Raw genomic sequence first — 17,488 nt, forward strand, 5'->3', positions numbered from 1 at the left:
TGCGAACTTTGCGTTGGAATAAATTTCCAAATTGTCTATATCTCAATCAAAATGAACGACTCACAGAACCTGTACGATAAAAGAAAAACCTACGAAAAATCCCAATTGATCGAATCCGAGATCAAGCAAAATCCCATCGAGCAGTTCCGAGACTGGTTTCTGGACGCAGAAAATGCGCCGGAAGTCGCCGAAGCCAACGCAATGGCCATCTCCACCGTAGAAGATGACGGCTGCCCACGCACCCGGATGGTTTTGCTGAAGGCATACAGCGCCGATGGCTTTACTTTTTACACCAATTACGACAGCCGAAAAGGAAGATCAATCGAAAATACGCACAAAGCCTGTCTTCATTTCTTCTGGCCAAGCCTCGAAAGGCAAATCATCATCAAAGCCAATGTCGAAAGAGTCGCCGAGAATCTCAGCGATGGCTATTTCCATTCGAGGCCGAAGGGCAGCCAGTTGGGCGCGGTTGTATCGCCTCAAAGTCAAGAAATCCCCGACCGAGATTTCCTCGAAAATAAACTGAAACACCTCGAAAAAGAATTTGAAAACCAAGAAGTTCCAAGACCGGAAAATTGGGGCGGCTACATCGCAAAACCCTATGAAATAGAATTCTGGCAAGGCCGACCGAACCGCCTCCACGACAGAATTCTTTACTCTTTGGAAGATAACATCGATTGGAAAATCTCAAGATTGGCGCCGTAATTATTTGCTTCTCGATTTTAAAACCGTCTCGACATTTTCCATTGTAAAACCTTTGGCTTTCAGCAAAATCAAATAATGGTACATCAAATCTGCAGCTTCATTCAGAAATAATTCGTCATTATTATCTTTCGCTTCAATGACGAGTTCCACAGCTTCTTCACCCACTTTTTGAGCGATTTTGTTGATGCCTTTTTTGTATAGTTCGTTGGTGTAGGATTTCAAGTCGTCATCATTATCAATTTTATCAGAAATCGTTTGTTGCAATTCGTACAAAAATCCTTTATCGTTTTCCTCTGCAAAACAAGTCGTCGATCCGCTATGACAAGTTGGTCCCAACGGTTTTGCTTTAATGAGTATCGTGTCTTGGTCGCAATCGATTTTCCAATCTATTAATTCCAGAAAATTTCCTGAGGTTTCACCTTTGGTCCAAAGTCGATCTTTGGAACGGGAGAAAAAAGTGACTTTCTTTTCTTGCAAAGTCTGGTCAAATGCTTCCTGATTCATATAACCCAGCATCAGAACTTTCATATTAAGATAATCCTGAATAATTGCTGGAACCAAGCCTGTATTGTTGTCAAATTTTATAGTCATCGTATGGGTAAGTTTTTAGATTTTAAATAATTTTTAAGTTCCGGAATTCCGATTTCGTTGAAGTGAAAGATGCTCGCCGCCAACGCTCCTGTTGCTTTGGTTTCCCTGAAAACCTCTTCAAAATGTTGCATCGTACCTGCACCTCCGGAAGCGATTACCGGAATATTGACCAATTCCGAAAGTTTTTTGGTAATGTCGATCGCGAATCCGGCTTTGGTTCCGTCCGTATTCATCGAGGTTAAGAGTATTTCGCCCGCACCCAGATTCTCGACTTCTTTTGCCCAAGAAAACAGTTCTTTGTCAGTTTCGATCTTTCCGCCATTGCTGAAAACTTTGTGTTGATTTCCAACGAATTTGGTGTCGATCGCCAAAACCATACATTGCGAACCAAATCGTTTGGCAACTTGGGTAATTAAATTTGGATTCGATAAAGCCGCTGAATTAATCGTGATTTTGTCGGCCCCGTTTTTCAAAAGTTCTTCTACATTTTCCAAAGCATTGATTCCACCACCAACCGTGAACGGAATATTGATATTTTTCGCGATTTCTTTGACTAATGGAATCAAAGTTTTCCGCCGTTCTTCGGTTGCAGAAATATCGAGGAAAACCAATTCATCAGCGCCTTGTTCTGAGTATTTAATTGCCATTTCTACCGGATTTCCGACTTCTTTCAAATCCAAAAAATTGATACCTTTTACGGTTTCGCCATTTTTGATGTCGAGACAAGGAATAATTCTTTTTGCGAGCATTAGAGAAATGGTTTTAAATCGTTGAACGTGATTCTGTTTTCATACAAAGCTTTCCCGATGATTGCGCCTTCACAACCGATGGATATTAACTTTTCTAAATCTTCAACGGAAGTAATTCCGCCCGACGCGATGAGTTTTATATCCGGATTTTGCGAAATTATATTTTTGTATAACTCAAAAGAAGGGCCTTCCAACATTCCGTCTTTGTCGATGTCTGTTGAGATAACGTACTCGATTCCCGATTCTGTTTTTTCTTTGATGAAATCATAAATATTCTTTTCACTTTCCTCAAGCCAGCCGGAAACTGCGATTTTTTCTTGCCGTGCATCAGCACCCAAAATGATTTTTTCGGAACCATATTTTTCCAAACTTATTTGAAATAATTCCGGGTTTTTGATCGCCACACTTCCCATTGTCACTTGATTGGCGCCACTTTCAAAAGCGATTTCAATATCTTTTTCCGATTTCAAACCGCCGCCAAAATCGATGATTAAATTGGTTTGTTTACAAATCTGTTCTAATATTTTATAATTGATGATTTGGTTCTGTTTTGCGCCGTCCAAATCTACCAGATGCAGAAAGCGGATTCCGTTGGCCTCGAAGTTTTTGGCAACGTCTATAACATTGGAATTGTAAATCGTTTTCTGACTGTAGTCGCCTTTTGAAAGCCGCACGCATTCACCGTTGATGATGTCTATTGCCGGGATAATTCTCATTTTCTGTTTTGATTTTTAATGATACTCTAACCACAAAAGTCACAAAAGATTTTACGTTTTAGTTACTCAAAAGTTCCAAAAAGGGTTTATGTAAAATTTTGTTTTCTTTTGAAAATCTCTATTCTCAATCTTTCCTCTTGTGTCTTTTGTGGTTGAAATTATTATAATTTTAAAAAGTTCTCTAATATTCTGCTTCCCAGAATGCCGCTTTTCTCCGGATGAAATTGCACGCCGAAAAAGTTGTTTTTTTGCAAAGCCGTGCTGTAAGCTTCGGAATAATCGGTGGTTGCAATCGTGTTTTCATTCTTTGCAACGTAATAACTGTGAACGAGATACGTGTATGTCTGCTCCGGAATTCCTTTGAATAAATCCGACTTCAAATCATAAATCTGATTCCAGCCGATCTGCGGAACCAGAACCGAATCTGGAAATTTTTTGACCGAAACATCGAAGATACCTAAGGCTTTTGTGTCGCCTTCCTCCGAGTTTTTGCAAAGCAATTGCATCCCGAGACAAATCCCCAAAAGAGGTTGTTTGAGCTCGGGAATCAGCGAATCCAGCTGGGTTTCGCACAAGGAGTTCATCGCAAAAGCCGCTTCGCCAACGCCCGGGAAAATGACTTTGTCTGCGTTGGAAATCTCGTCTGCATTGCTTGTAATCTTCGCCGAAAAGCCCAGCCTTTCAATCGCAAATAGCAGACTTTGGACGTTTCCGGCTTTGTAATCTATGATAACTGTTTGCATTATTTTTAATTTTTACAGATGCAAGATGTAAAGTTTATAATCTATTCGTCTTTTCTCTATTTCTACTACAACATTCCTTTTGTAGATGGGAGAATCATTTTGTCTGGATCCCGCTTTGCGGCAGATTTGAGACATTTGGCGAAGGCTTTGAAAATGGATTCTATTTTGTGGTGTTCGTTGTCGCCTGCTGCTTTGATGTTGAGATTTGCTTTGGCCGAGTCAGAAAAAGATTTGAAGAAATGGAAGAACATTTCGGTGGGCATTTTTCCAATCATTTCCCGATTGAAATCGGCTTCCCAAACAATCCAATTTCTTCCGCCAAAATCCAGCGCAACCTGCGCCAGACAATCGTCCATCGGCAATACGAAAGCGTAACGCTCGATTCCTAATTTGTTTCCCAAAGCTTTGTAAAACGCTTCTCCGAGGGCAATCGCTGTGTCTTCAATCGTGTGATGCTCGTCCACTTCCAGGTCACCATCGACTTTGATTTCCAAATCCATTTGGCCGTGTTTTGCAATCTGATCGAGCATATGATTGAAAAACGGAATTCCGGTTTCTATGTTGGATTTTCCGGTTCCGTCTAGGTTCAGGAGGATTTTTATTTTAGTCTCGTTGGTGTTTCTGATGATTTTTGCGGTTCGGTTTTCGAGTCTGAGGAATTCGTAGATTTCTTGCCAGGAAGTGGTTTTGAGAGCCATCACGTTTTCAAAATCTTCATTTTCTAAGATTTCATTTGCGCCAAGATTTTCATCAGTATTAATGAAAATTGCTTTTGAATTAAGATTTTTTGCCAATTTGACATCGGTCATTCGGTCGCCGATCACGAAGGAATTTTCTAAATCGTAAATATCTTTATTAAAATATTTTGTCAAAAGTCCGGTGTTCGGTTTCCTCGTTGGTGCATTGTCTTTGGCGAAGGTTTTGTCAATGAAAATATCTTGGAATCTAATACCTTGACTTTCAAATGTTTCAATGATGAAATTTTGAATGGGCCAAAAATTTTCTTCGGGATGAGACTTTGTCCCCAAGCCATCTTGATTAGTCACCATTACCAGACCGTAATCCAGTTCTTTTGCGATTTTTGAAAGGTAAATGAAAACCTGCGGATAGAATTTCAGTTTTTGAAAAGAATCGACCTGATAATCGTCGGGCTCCAGAACCAAAGTGCCGTCGCGGTCTATGAATAGTATTTTTTTCATTTTAACTAATTGATTTTAAGGTTTTTATTAATTTCAAATTTTCTTCCGGAGAACCAACCGTTATTCTCAAGCAATTTTTGATGACATTATTTCGGTTTCTTACAATCACATTTTCCTCGACTAATTTTTGGTAGATTTCATCTGCGTTTTCAACTTCGATTAAAATAAAATTGGCATCAGTAGGATAAATTTTCTGAACCAATTTCAGTTGTTTTAAATTTTGAATCAGAAGTTTTTTTTCTTTTAAAATCAGTTTAATGTTTTCGGAAACTATCTTGATATTTTCATCATTCAAAACTTCGAGAACTGCATTTTGATTAAGCTGACTGATGTTGTAAGGCGGTTTTACTTTGTTGTAAAAATTGATGATTTCTTCCGATGCATACGCTATCCCGACTCTCACGCAAGCCATTCCCCAAGCTTTACTGAAAGTCTGGCTCACGATAAGATTCGGATATTTTTTAATTTGATTTCTGTAACTTTCTTCCGGACTAAAATCGATATAAGCTTCATCAATAAAGACAATTCCGCGGAAATTTTCAAGAATGTATTCTATATTTTTAATTGAATTTCCAGTCGGGTTGTTTGGCGAGCAAATGAAAATGATTTTCAGATTTTCGTCGTTTAAATATGGTTTTAAAGTCTTCAAATCGATTTGAAAATCTGCATTCAAATCCAAATTGATAAGTTCTATATTGTTGATATTAGCCGAAACTTCATACATTCCGTAAGTTGGTGAGAATGTCAAAACCTTATCTATTCCCGGCTCGCAAAAGATTCGGAAAGCCAAATCAATCACTTCATCGCTGCCGTTTCCGAGGAAAATATTTTCTGTAGAAATCCGATTAATGATGCTCAATTTTTCCTTAATTTTTTTTTGATGAGGGTCTGGATAGCGATTCAATTCTCCAAAAGGATTTTCGTTGGCGTCCAAAAAAATGCCGTTCCCACCTTCAAACTCGTCTCTTGCGGAAGAATACGGCTTGAGATTTAAAATGTTTTTTCTGACCAAATTTTGAATGTTAATTTTCATTTTCCAAATATTTTAATCTGACGGAAACCGCATTTTTATGAGCCATCAATTCTTCGGCTTCCGCCATCAATTCGATGGATTTTCCGATATTTTTAATACCATTCTTCGTGACATTTTGAAAAGTGATTTTCTTCACAAAACTATCCAAAGAAACGCCGCTGTAATTTTTCGCAAAACCGTTGGTTGGCAAAGTGTGATTGGTTCCCGAAGCATAATCGCCGGCACTTTCGGGGCTGTAATTTCCTAAGAAAACCGAGCCTGCATTGGTGATTTTATCAGCGAAATTCTCAGCGTTTTCTGTGGCCAAAATCAAGTGTTCGGGCGCATAAAAATTGGAAAAGTCGATCGCTTCATTTATCGAATCGAACAAAATTGATTTGCTGTTTCGGAGTGCGATTTTTGCAATTTCTTTTCGTGGTAATTCCTCCATTTGCTTTTCGATTTCGGTTATAATTTCATTGATAACTATTTGAGAATCAGTTAATAAAATCACTTGAGAATCCGTTCCGTGTTCCGCTTGCGACAATAGATCCGACGCTACGAATGCAGGAATCGAGGTTTCATCTGCAATCACCAAAACTTCACTTGGACCCGCCGGAATATCGATGGCGACGTTAAAATTAAGCGCCCACTGTTTCGCAAAGGTCACATATTGATTGCCGGGTCCGAAGATTTTATCCACTTTCGGAATGGTTTCTGTTCCAAAAGTTAAAGCCGCAATGGCTTGGCTACCACCTACTTTGAAAATATTTTTGATGCCAACCAAATCTGCAGTAAACAAAATTGCAGGATTTATTTTTCCGTTATGGTCGGGCGGCGAACAAAGCGCAATGTTCTTGCAACCAGCAATGTTTGCCGGAATTCCCAGCATCAAAACTGTGGAAAACAAAGGCGCTGTACCTCCAGGAATGTAGATTCCAATATTTTCAATCGCCCGACTTTCTCTCCAACAAAAAACACCATCGGAGGTTTCAATGATTTTTCTGTCTTCTTTTTGAGAACTGTGGAATTTTCTAATATTTTCCAAGGCTGTTTTTATGGCTGATTTTAATTTTTCAGAAACCAAATTTTTTGCTTCATCGATTTCATTTTCAGAAACTTTAAAGTAATTTAGAGCTACCCCATCAAACTTTTCTGTAAAGATTTTCAAAGCTCTGTCTCCGTTCTTTTTAACTTCACCGAAAACCAATTTCACTTGCTCCGAAAGGTTTTCTTGATTTTGCAAAGGCCTCTCGGAAAGTGCTTTCCATTCTGCAAAATTTGGATATTTATACTGCTTCATCATAATATCATTTTTTCGATTTCTAAGACTAAAATTCCCTGCGCACCTTCATTCTTCAATTTTTCTATTACTTCCCAAAACTGATCTTCTTTGATAACCGAATGAATTGACGACCAGCCACTTTCTGCAAGTGGAATCACGGTTGGAGATTTCATTCCGGGTAGAATGTTGATGATTTTTTCTAAGTTTTCATTAGGCGCGTTCAGGAGAATATATTTGCTTTCGGAAGCTTCTTTTACAGCGTTGATCCGGAAGAGTAATTTTTCGAGAATGTCCCTTTTTTCAGGTGGCAAGTCATTGTTTGAAACCAAAACGGCTTCGCTGTCCAAAACTGTTTCTACTTCTTTCAACCCGTTGGTAAGCAGGGTAGAACCTGTACTGATGATATCGAAAATCGCATCCGAAAGCCCAATTCCAGGTGCAATCTCTACGCTTCCACCGATTTTTTCGATTTGGGCATTGATGTTCTTTTCTTTAAAATAATTTGAAAGAATTTCGGGATAAGACGTCGCAATCTTTTTACCTTCGAAGTAGTGAACTCCGCGGTAACTTTCTTCCTTCGGGATAGCCAAAGACAATCGGCATTGCGCAAATCCTAATTTCTGAATGGTGTCGATTTGTTTTTTCTGCTCCAGCACTTCGTTTAGACCGAGGATTCCAATATCGGCAACGCCTTGCTCCACGTATTGCGGAATATCATCGTCGCGAAGAAAAAGGATTTCCAGCGGAAAATTGGAGGAAACGGCTTTCAGTTTTCTGGTGCCGTTGGAAATTTTGATGCCCGATTCTTCCAAGAGTTGCAGCGACTTTTCGCTCAGTCGTCCGCTTTTTTGTAGGGCTAATTTTAGTTTACTCATTTTATATTTTAAATTAGTCTGAGTAAACGACAGGAGAATTTTTGGAATAAAAAAAACCGACTGATTACTCAGACGGTTTATATTTTTAGAAGTTATGACCTATCACGACCTTCCCGTCTGCGCGAGGAAATGGTGATGATGATGCATAAATTGTGTGGTCATTTTCATATTTTGGTTTAGCAAATGTATAAAACTTATTTTAATTAAAATCTATTTTTTTGTAAAAACTGGATCAACTTTTTTAATTTTCAGCCGTTTAACTGATTATTCACACCGTCTCATTTATTTTTTGACCATCAGCGAAACGATGTCTTGCAAGACCTTCTGAGAAACGAAATTCATAAAATCTATCCTTTCCAGATGCGGAAGAAAAAGTTTGGAAGTCGTTTCTTCATTTCCAATCCTGATCGTATAAAAAACCGTTCCAACGTCTTTGCCATCTTCTCCTTTTTCGGGTCCGGCTACGCCCGTGGTAGCAACGGAAATATCAGTTTTAAATAATTCCTGACAGCCTTTCGCCATCTCGGAGGCCACTTGCTCGCTTACCACCGTGAATGTTTCGATGGTCTCGGAATCGACGTTCAAGATTTCTACTTTTTTTTCGGAAGCATACGTTACGATGCCGCCCAAAAAATAATGTGAACTGCCGGCCACCGACGTGATCAGATGTGCCAATTCGCCACCTGTACAACTTTCAGCCACAGAGAGCGTCAATTTTCTTTCCATTAATAATTCTGCCAATATTTTTTCGATTCGGTCTTCGTGCGTTGCAATGATATTTTCGCTAATGATTGGAATTAATTTTTGGATTTCCGTTTCCAATTCCTGCTCTAAAATTTCCCGAGAACTTCCCGAAGCGGTCAATCTCAATTTTACCCTGTTGCCGATTGGCAGGTAGGAAAGCCTGATGTGCTTTGGCAATGCCAACTCCCAATCTTCGATGGTTTCAGACAGAACGCTCTCCGGAACGTCCACCACAGACACAATTCTCGTCACGATGTGAGACAGAGACAGTTTTTCCTGCAAGAACGGGATAATTTGGTCTTTCACCAAGGGCTTCACCTCGTAAGGCACGCCCGGGAGGCTGAAACAAAATGTGCTATTTTTTTCCAACACCATGCAAGGTGCCGTCCCAAAATAATTCAGAAAAACCTCAGATTTGGATAAGACCAGAGCCTGATCTCGGTTATGTTCCAAGAGCCAAAGGCGTTTTTGTTTTTCGAGATAAGTCCGAAGATGATCGTACACTTTTTCTGACAAAACCAATTCATCCCCAAAAAATTTAGCATAAGCTTTTTTGGTAATATCATCTTTCGTGGGACCTAGTCCGCCCGTCGTGACGACGACATCTGCCATTTCGAAAGCTTTTGTCAAAGTCGCAACAATGGCTTTTTCTTCATCAGGAATTGTAAAAATCCTCAGAACTTTGATGCCAATTTCTTTAAACTGCGTGGCAATGAAATTGGAATTGGTATCCACGGTATTTCCAGAGAGAATCTCGTCGCCGATGGTAATCAGAACAGCTGTTTTCATAAGACAAATTTCGGGAATAATTATCTTCTAAATTTAAAAATCATAAGGTTTTTATGGTTAAGAATTATTTATCTTTGACCAAAATTGAGCAATGAATCCGTCTTTTTGGAAGAATTACCACAACATTATTTTGCTTCTCGCGGGGATTTTCGCGGGAAGTATCGTTGGGATTTTTGCACCGGATTTTGTGATCTATTTGAAACCCATTGGCGATATTTTTCTCAATTTGCTTTTCGTGACGGTCATTCCGCTCGTTTTTTTTGCCATAGTTTCGGCCATTTCCGGCATCGAGCAGCAGAACCAACTGGGAAAGATGATCGGAATTATGGGCTTGACTTTCTTAAGTTTTATCCTGATTTCGGCCACATTCTCCATCGCAATGGTCTACATTTTCCCAACGGAACCGCCCGCCAACATCCACCAAGCCATTTCGGAACATTTGCATTCGGACAGCAATCTCAATGATCAAATCGTTGGATTCTTCACCGTCAGCGAATTTTACCATCTGTTTTCTCGGCAAAATATGCTCGCCCTTTTGCTCTTTTCTTTTTTAATGGGAATTTCCATCAGAAAATCCGGCGAAAAGGGAGCTGCATTTCAAAATTTTGTGCTGGCCGGCAACGAGGTTATGAAGCAACTTTTATTACTAATCATGAAAGCGGCGCCAATCGGGTTGGGCGCTTATTTTGCGTATCAAGTTGGCACCATCGGTCCGCAACTTTTCGGGTTTTATGCCAAGCCATTGGGACTTTATTACTTTGCCGGAATCATTTATTTTATCCTATTTTTCAGTTTATACGCCTTCGTCTGGAAAGGCAGAAAAGGCGTAAAAGTATTCTGGAAATACAGTCTTTTGCCGACTGCAACTGCAATAAGTACTTGCAGCAGCTTGGCGACAATGCCCGTTGCCATCGAGGCTGCCAAGAAAATGGGCGTGCCGGCCTCTATCGCCAACCTCGTCATTCCCATTGGTACCACCATTCACAAAAACGGCTCATCCATATCCTCCATCATCAAAATCTATGTTGCATTCCAGCTACTTGGCTGGGATTTCTTCGAGCCTCTGAATCTCATAATGGCACTGGGAATCACGATTTTCGTAAGCGCAGTAGCCGGCGGAATCCCAAATGGCGGTTACATCGGCGAAATGCTGATGATTTCGATTTACAAAATCCCGCCCGATGTGGTTCCGGCGGTCATTATCATTGGAACTTTGGTGGATCCTTTGGCCACGGTTCTCAATTCCGTCGGGAACATCCTCGCCAGTATGGTGGTTTCCAAATTTGTAAAAATAGAAAACGCCTAATTTTTTAGGAGCTTAATCCCGCTATCCGTTGCAATCTTTTTTGCATCCCGTTTTGTCATCAAAAAGATCGGTAAGTCCACGCAAAAAAGGATTTCCACTACTATCGGGGCTATGGGTTTGGTCATCCCAATCACGTTTTTAGATAATTTAACATTTAAAAAAAATGCAAAATTCCCCTCCTTTGGAGGGGTGGATTCCAAATTTAAAATTTGGAAGACGGGGTGGTCAATATGACAATCAAATTCTCAATCAAAATCAGCAATTTCGAAGCGACCCCAAATCTTGGAATATGAAATCCTGATCATCGATCAAACTATTTCGACGCCCGGATTTTCGTCAAAAGACAAGACCAAAAATTTCCGGAAACAAATTCCCCAAATCCTTCTTAAACGTCAATGAAGTTCTGGAATCTAAACCCGAAAATCGGGGGGGCTATTTTGCAATTCTGCATTCTATTCACTCCGCTTCACAGGTTCCAGATTTTCCAGTTCTTCTGGTGTGAAAAGTCTGTAATGAACTTTGAAGGTTTTTCCTAATGGCGTTTCCAGAGAAAAGCCGCCTGGTCCCCAACCGTCCAGAACGTCTAATGTAAAGTGCGAATATTTCCAGTATTCAAACAGGTCGCGGTCGATCCAGAATTCGAAACCGTTGATGGTGCCAATCATAGCGTCGTTCATTCTCGGAAAATATCCGCCTTTTTCGAAACACTGCGGCTGCGTGCCTTCGCAACAGCCACCCGCTTGGTAGAACATCAAGTCGCCGTGTTTCTTCTCGAGTTCCCAGATGACATCCATCGCGGCATCGGTCACGGAGAGTCTCGAGATTTTATCTTTTGTTTCCATCTGATTTTTTATTTTAAAGTTAAACAAAACCCGGCGAAAACTTCTGCCGGGTTCTGAATATTTATGGTTCTCTATTTTTAATAAAAAGATTAGAAGAATCCCAGTCTGTTTTTGTTGTAAGAGATCAGCATATTCTTGGTTTGACGGTAGTGATCCAACATCATTTTGTGGTTCTCGCGACCGACTCCCGATTGTTTGTAGCCTCCGAAAGGTGCTCCTGCAGGATAAGCGTGGTATTGGTTGACCCAGACTCTGCCCGCTTCTATATGTCTCGGAATGGTGTACAGCTGATGTGCATCGCGTGTCCAGACGCCTGCGCCCAGACCATAGATGGTATCATTTGCAATGGCCAATGCTTCTGCTTCGTCTTTGAAAGTAGTAAAAGACAAGACAGGACCGAAGATTTCTTCTTGGAAGATTCTCATTCTGTTGTTTCCTTTGAAGATGGTTGGTTTGATGTAGTAGCCACCTTCCAATCCTTCGATGCTATTGGCTTCGCCTCCTGTAAGCACTTCAGCGCCTTCTTCTTTACCCAGTTTCAAGTATCCTAAAATCTTATCTTGCTGGATTTTCGAAGCTTGCGCTCCCATCATAACTGTTTTGTCCAATGGATTTCCCACTTTGATAGCTTCTGTTCTAGCGATCACTCTCTCCATAAAAGCATCCGCGATATCTTCCTGAACCAGCAATCTTGACGGGCAAGTGCAAACCTCGCCTTGGTTGAGGGCAAACATCACGGCACCTTCCACCGCTTTGTCCAGAAATTCGTCATCGGCGTCCATCACAGAATTAAAGAAAATGTTTGGTGATTTGCCTCCCAATTCCAAAGTTACGGGGATGATGTTTTCTGTTGCATATTGCATTACCAGCCGTCCGGTAACGGTAGAACCGGTGAATGCTGCTTTTTTCACTTTCGGGTTGGTCACGAGGGCTCTACCCAGTTCCGCTCCGAAACCATTGACGATGTTGACAACGCCGGCCGGAATCAAGTCGCCAATCAATTCCATCAAAACCATAATGGAAACAGGTGTGCTTTCTGCCGGTTTCAGAACGACGCAGTTGCCTGCTGCCAAAGCCGGAGCGAGTTTCCAAACAGCCATTAGAATTGGGAAATTCCAAGGAATAATCTGCGCAATCACGCCAAGTGGCTCGTGTACGATGAGGGAAACAGTGTCTTTGTCCAGCTCATTGTGAGAGCCTTCTTCTGCGCGGATGACTGCCGCAAAATATCGGAAATGGTCGATCGCCAAAGGAATATCTGCGGCCAAGGTTTCTCTGATGGCTTTACCATTGTCGATGGTTTCGACGGTTGCGATGTATTCCAAGTTCTGTTCCATTCTGTCAGCAATCTTGTTGAGGATGATGCTTCGCTCTGTGGCGGAAGTGTCTTTCCAGGTTTTGAATGCTTCTTCTGCCGCATTTACGGCGTTTTCCAAATCTTGTTTGTTGGAATGGGCCGCTTGCGTGAATACTTGCCCATTTATCGGTGAAATAACATCAAAATACTGTCCTCCGGCTGAAGGAACGAACTTTCCTCCGATGTAGTTGTCATATTTTGATTTGAATTCCGGCCAAGCCACAGTCGTGGAGTTTTGTTTTGGTTCTGCTGTTGTGCTCATAATAAGATGTTGTTTTTTTATTTAAATTAAATTAATATTTCGTTTGTTCTAAGGTAGTAAGGATTCAGTTATAATCATAGCACAATCGTCTAAAAAAATAGTAAAATTCTATTTTTAGCATTTTTTATCATTCATTAACAAAAATTATGATGTTCGTTAATCCGAAATTATTATATTTGATAAACAGGATGTTATCAATCTTGAAGCTATGAATATCAACCACTTTCAACTCCATAAACCGCGACTGACACAAGAAAACAGACTGGACACCTTGGTGGAAAATCAGACCAAGTTCAGTTTAAATAATTGTGAACTAAGTATCTACGAAACGCATCAGGCGGCTTATAATGTGAAATTGCATTTTGAATATTTGACATTTACGGGAATGTTGCGTGGAAAAAAATGGATGAAGCTGGAGGACAAGAGCAACTACTTCGAATATCTGCCCGGAGAAAGCGTTTTGGTGGCACCGGGCGAGACGATGGTCATCGATTTTCCGGAGGCAGATGAGCAGCCCGCTCAATGTATTTCTCTGAGTTTGAAGCCCGAGTTCGTGCAGGAATCTCTGGATGATCTCAACCTCAGTGCCGCCAAAGTAGATGATTCTTCGCAATGGAATATTTCTTTGGACGAATTCTATATGCTCAACAGCACATCTTTGGCCTCTGCAACCAATAATATTATGAGAATTGCGTTGGAAGAAAACTCGTATAAAGATGTGATGGCAGATTTTGCTGTGAAAGAATTATTGATAAGGCTGATGCAGACGCAAGCCAGAAATCTCATCGAAAAAAATACGTTGAAAAATCAATCGAGGATTGGTTTTGTTGCAGATTATATCAAGAAAAATCTGCATCAGAAATTATCCATCGATGCGATGGCAAAAATGGCTTGTGTAAGCAAGTCGAATTTCTTCAAAATGTTCAAAGAGGAATTGGGAATTTCGCCCAACGAATTTATTATCCGCGAGCGCATCAAGAAAGCGAAGGAATTACTGAATCAGCACAGCTCGGTGAGCGAAGTGGCTTATAATACGGGCTTTTCCGATACGAATTATTTCATTCGTGTGTTCAAACATATCCAAGGAGAGACGCCGAAGGCTTTTCAAAACAAAAAATTAGTTAGTAGTTAGTTAATAGATCTTTTCAGAAGAGAACGAGCAGAAATGTCTGCTCGTTCTTGATTTATACGGGAAGATCAAAAGCTTGGCGCCACCGCACCAGCATCTCGGAAAAACCGGTATTTTCAAAGGTCTTGTTTCGGATTTTAGAAACCGAATGGATGCCTTTTTCGTCGGATATTCGTAGGATTTCATCAGCTTTTTGAGATTCGAAAGCGATGATTTCGGCTTCTTCTATCTCTGCCAGTTTGTTTTTGTGAACGAAAGTGACGAAGTTTTCCATCAGTGGCGAGATGTATGCGCCGTCCGTTTGCTTCGGAATTTTGACGACGTTGCCCTGCAAAAACAAGAGATTTCCAAAGATGCTTCGGGCGATTTTTTTATTTGGATTGAGGAGAATCACATCGTCCAAATCATTTTCCTCCGCATAGATCTGGGCGAAGATGTTTTCCGGAGAATGCACCCGGATATTGCTTAGCAGATTAGCATTGACATTGATTTCCTTAATCAAATCCAGTTCTATATTTCCTTGGATCTTCAAAATATCTTGCTTTTCATCCACTTCAAAGAAAAAGGAGGTTTCTGATCTGGGCAAGGGCTTGCCGTCTTGTTTTCTATAAACCATCAGCTGAATGATGGCGTTTTGGATTCCCTTGGATAAAACTTCGTTCTGAAAAAGTGCCTGAAAAAATTCTAATGTGTAAGTCAAAGGGATTGTGAGCCTCATTTTCCGCATCGAGGCCATCAGGAAGAAATAAGATTCTTCTCCCATTATGATCTGGCCATTTCTGATAAAAAAAGAAACCCACACCGCATCTCCATAAAGAAAGGAACGATTGAGTAACTGCAAGTGATCCAAGGTATAAATTATCTTCTGCATTGTAGGATTTGAAAAAAAATAACGAACGATAAATCATCCATCCATTATTTTTAAGAAGCGCCTAATTTTAATTGAAGATTTTCTATCAGATTGTCCCAATAGAGCTTATTTTCTTCTTCATCGCCAGGTTCGCAAAAATCGGTAATGTTGAGCGAAAGGTCTTCAGTAATCTCGTCTATCACAATAGAAAGTTCGAAGTAATATTTGGTGCCTTCGTCTTCTTCCCAACGGAAACGGACGAAACTCTCCGGCTTGTAACGGATCAACGTCGCCTTCTCGGCGGGACCGCCTCCCCAACTGAAGAAAAAATCATCGCCCCGCTCTACCACATCGTCTGCAAACCACTCTGATAACCCTTCTGCAGTTGCCAAATACTCATACAAAATCTCGGAAAGACAATGCATATTGTATTCGTACTGGACTTTCGTTTTCGTCATATTGAAATTCTAATTGTGGCGCAATATATAAATTAATTTTTTATTTGCAAATCAAAAGGTCTATGGAAATTCAAAAATTTTAGAGAAATAAAAATAGCATTTATCTGCTCTCTAAAAAACGTTCATAACTTAATATATCATATTATTTCGGCAGCTTTTTGACTTTAAATTTTTCTTGTCAGAAAAATATTCAACGTAACCCATCTTTTGGATCGATATTTTTCTTTGAGAAGTTTGCATTCGATAAATTGTGCAGCCGAAACTCTATTAACGAGCTTCAAAATATGCAACCTTTTTTTAAACAAAAATTTTGGCATTTTCAAATCAACATTTTGGCGTTTTTGCAATTAAAATTGAACTTAGTATTTGAAAGGAATCTATAAATCCATTACATTTACCATCATCAATTTTTCAAAATGGAATCGATCAGCGTTTTCGACATTATCAAGATCGGCATCGGCCCCTCCTCTTCGCATACGATGGGACCTTGGAATGCCGCTCAAATGTTTCTGGATTTGGTAAAGCGAACGCATTCTTTGCAAGATGTGGCGGAAGTTTTTGTAGAATTCTTCGGCTCGCTCGCAAAAACAGGCATCGGCCACGGAACCGATATCGCAGCCATGCTTGGACTGAGCGGAGAAAACTTCCGGACTATTGATACGAATAAGATTGAAGAAAAAATCGATAAAATAAAATCGGAACAAAAGATTCATTTAGGCGGAGAGATCTGGGTGCCGTTTATTTACGGTCATCATTTGATTCTGAACAAGGAAAAATCCCTCGACTTTCATCCGAACGGGATGATTTTCAGAATGGTTTTCAAGAATGGAGAAGAATTTAGTCAAGATTATTACTCGGTGGGTGGCGGTTTTGTTGCCACCCGAGAAGACAACTCGATGGAAGACCGCTGTGTGAGAACCTTGTATCCTTGCCACCACGGCAGCGACATCCTCAAATATTGCGAGCAACTTCATCTCGACAGAATCTCGGACCTGGTTTACCTCAACGAAGAATCTTGGCGAACGGAGGAGGAAACCCGCAGAAAAGCGCTGGAGATTTGGGACAACATCAAAGATTGCGTGTACAAAAGTATCAACAAAAAAGGCGTTCTGCCCGGCGGACTCCACGTAACAAGACGCGCTTCGGAAATGAACGAAAAACTGCTCGGAACGCAGATTTACAAAAATAAAAACGAGTGGTTCGAGATGGTAAAAAATGATCCGAAAACCTTCAGCTCTGTTACCAAATGGGTTTCCTGCTTCGCTTTGGCCGTCAATGAAGAAAATGCATCCTTTGGGAGAATCATTACCGCTCCCACCAATGGCGCAAGCGGCGTGATCCCGGCAGTATTGATGTACGCCCAGGTTTTCACAGAATTTAATTCAGAAGAAGATATTGTCAGATTCCTGCTCGTTGCTGGCGAAATAGGAACATTGTTCAAAAAAAATGCAACTATCTCAGCCGCAATGGGCGGTTGCCAGGCAGAAGTGGGTGTCTCCTCTGCAATGGCCGCTGCGGGACTTACCGAGATTTCCGGGGGAACGCCTGCTCAGGTTTTGATGGCCGCAGAAATTGCGATGGAACATCACCTCGGTTTGACTTGCGACCCGATTGGCGGCCTTGTCCAGATCCCGTGCATCGAGCGCAATTCTATGGGTGCGATGAAGGCGATAACCGCTTCTTCTTTGGCTTTGGATGGCGATCCTGCGAAAGCAAAAGTGTCATTGGACAGTGTTATTAAATCGATGTGGGAAACGGCACTGGATATGAATTCCAAATACAAAGAAACCTCCGAAGGCGGGCTGGCTATTGCCGTAAATGTGGCGGAATGTTAAGTTCTTATCCTTTTGGTCTACGGCATTTAACGGCCAATATT

The 17,488-nt window shown here is 40.8% G+C and carries 17 protein-coding genes; 4 read left to right on the top strand and 13 right to left on the bottom strand.

Features of this window, described 5'->3' with window-relative positions; all coding sequences use genetic code 11:
* Positions 1–51: 51 nt before the first annotated feature.
* On the top strand, positions 52–705 hold the full coding sequence (pdxH, locus tag DTW91_RS02890; protein WP_125201916.1) for a pyridoxamine 5'-phosphate oxidase: 654 nt from the start codon (positions 52–54) through the stop codon (positions 703–705).
* Here the strand turns inward: pdxH and hisIE are convergent, their stop codons facing one another.
* From hisIE to DTW91_RS02935, 9 genes are all read right to left on the bottom strand, one after another.
* Positions 706–1,296 (bottom strand): bifunctional phosphoribosyl-AMP cyclohydrolase/phosphoribosyl-ATP diphosphatase HisIE, encoded by a 591-nt coding sequence (hisIE, locus tag DTW91_RS02895; RefSeq protein ID WP_125201917.1) that lies wholly within the window; start codon positions 1,294–1,296, stop codon positions 706–708. It lies immediately after the preceding gene.
* A complete protein-coding gene (hisF, locus tag DTW91_RS02900) occupies positions 1,293–2,045 on the bottom strand; it encodes an imidazole glycerol phosphate synthase subunit HisF (RefSeq protein WP_125201918.1) in 753 nt (250 codons plus the stop codon). The genes hisIE and hisF overlap by 4 nt, the downstream gene beginning before the upstream one ends.
* Positions 2,045–2,761 carry a 1-(5-phosphoribosyl)-5-[(5-phosphoribosylamino)methylideneamino]imidazole-4-carboxamide isomerase gene (hisA, locus tag DTW91_RS02905; RefSeq protein WP_125201919.1) on the bottom strand — a complete coding sequence of 239 codons (717 nt, stop codon included), beginning with the start codon at positions 2,759–2,761 and terminating at the stop codon, positions 2,045–2,047. Before hisA ends, hisF begins: the two co-directional genes overlap by 1 nt.
* A 161-nt stretch (positions 2,762–2,922) precedes the next feature.
* Positions 2,923–3,504, bottom strand: coding sequence for an imidazole glycerol phosphate synthase subunit HisH (hisH, locus tag DTW91_RS02910; protein WP_125201920.1), 582 nt, complete (start codon positions 3,502–3,504; stop codon positions 2,923–2,925).
* A 65-nt stretch (positions 3,505–3,569) separates the two neighbouring features.
* Entirely contained in the window at positions 3,570–4,703 is a 1,134-nt protein-coding gene (gene hisB / locus DTW91_RS02915) for a bifunctional histidinol-phosphatase/imidazoleglycerol-phosphate dehydratase HisB (protein ID WP_125201921.1), read from the bottom strand.
* Between the two features lies 1 nt (position 4,704).
* The gene (gene hisC / locus DTW91_RS02920) at positions 4,705–5,736 is read right to left on the bottom strand and encodes a histidinol-phosphate transaminase (protein ID WP_125201922.1); all 1,032 of its coding nucleotides are present in this window, start codon (positions 5,734–5,736) and stop codon (positions 4,705–4,707) included.
* The gene (hisD, locus tag DTW91_RS02925) at positions 5,726–7,018 is read right to left on the bottom strand and encodes a histidinol dehydrogenase (RefSeq protein WP_125202021.1); all 1,293 of its coding nucleotides are present in this window, start codon (positions 7,016–7,018) and stop codon (positions 5,726–5,728) included. The genes hisC and hisD overlap by 11 nt, the downstream gene beginning before the upstream one ends.
* The gene (gene hisG / locus DTW91_RS02930) at positions 7,018–7,875 is read right to left on the bottom strand and encodes an ATP phosphoribosyltransferase (RefSeq protein WP_125201923.1); all 858 of its coding nucleotides are present in this window, start codon (positions 7,873–7,875) and stop codon (positions 7,018–7,020) included. Before hisG ends, hisD begins: the two co-directional genes overlap by 1 nt.
* A 282-nt stretch (positions 7,876–8,157) precedes the next feature.
* Complete coding sequence (locus DTW91_RS02935) at positions 8,158–9,408, bottom strand: CinA family nicotinamide mononucleotide deamidase-related protein (protein ID WP_125201924.1); 1,251 nt, start codon at positions 9,406–9,408, stop codon at positions 8,158–8,160.
* Between the two features lie 91 nt (positions 9,409–9,499).
* Here DTW91_RS02935 and DTW91_RS02940 point away from each other — a divergent pair, with 91 nt between their 5' ends.
* Complete coding sequence (locus tag DTW91_RS02940) at positions 9,500–10,714, top strand: dicarboxylate/amino acid:cation symporter (RefSeq protein WP_125201925.1); 1,215 nt, start codon at positions 9,500–9,502, stop codon at positions 10,712–10,714.
* Positions 10,715–11,166: 452 nt separating this feature from the next.
* Here the strand turns inward: DTW91_RS02940 and DTW91_RS02945 are convergent, their stop codons facing one another.
* A complete protein-coding gene (locus DTW91_RS02945) occupies positions 11,167–11,556 on the bottom strand; it encodes a DUF779 domain-containing protein (RefSeq protein ID WP_125201926.1) in 390 nt (129 codons plus the stop codon).
* 89 nt (positions 11,557–11,645) lie between these two features.
* A complete protein-coding gene (locus DTW91_RS02950; RefSeq protein WP_125201927.1) occupies positions 11,646–13,175 on the bottom strand; it encodes an aldehyde dehydrogenase family protein in 1,530 nt (509 codons plus the stop codon).
* Between the two features lie 208 nt (positions 13,176–13,383).
* Here DTW91_RS02950 and DTW91_RS02955 point away from each other — a divergent pair, with 208 nt between their 5' ends.
* The gene (locus tag DTW91_RS02955; protein WP_125201928.1) at positions 13,384–14,307 is read left to right on the top strand and encodes an AraC family transcriptional regulator; all 924 of its coding nucleotides are present in this window, start codon (positions 13,384–13,386) and stop codon (positions 14,305–14,307) included.
* 52 nt (positions 14,308–14,359) lie between these two features.
* On the opposite strand, the gene DTW91_RS02960 is transcribed toward DTW91_RS02955, so the two are convergent.
* Both DTW91_RS02960 and DTW91_RS02965 read right to left on the bottom strand, forming a co-directional pair.
* Positions 14,360–15,175, bottom strand: coding sequence for an aminotransferase class IV (locus tag DTW91_RS02960; protein ID WP_125201929.1), 816 nt, complete (start codon positions 15,173–15,175; stop codon positions 14,360–14,362).
* A gap of 50 nt (positions 15,176–15,225) precedes the next feature.
* Positions 15,226–15,612, bottom strand: a complete 387-nt coding sequence (locus tag DTW91_RS02965; RefSeq protein ID WP_125201930.1) for an START-like domain-containing protein — start codon at positions 15,610–15,612, stop codon at positions 15,226–15,228.
* A 416-nt stretch (positions 15,613–16,028) separates the two neighbouring features.
* Here DTW91_RS02965 and DTW91_RS02970 point away from each other — a divergent pair, with 416 nt between their 5' ends.
* Entirely contained in the window at positions 16,029–17,447 is a 1,419-nt protein-coding gene (locus DTW91_RS02970; protein ID WP_125201931.1) for an L-serine ammonia-lyase, read from the top strand.
* Positions 17,448–17,488: the final 41 nt, after the last annotated feature.

Source organism: Chryseobacterium sp. SC28 (assembly GCF_003932955.1).
Lineage (GTDB): Bacteria > Bacteroidota > Bacteroidia > Flavobacteriales > Weeksellaceae > Epilithonimonas.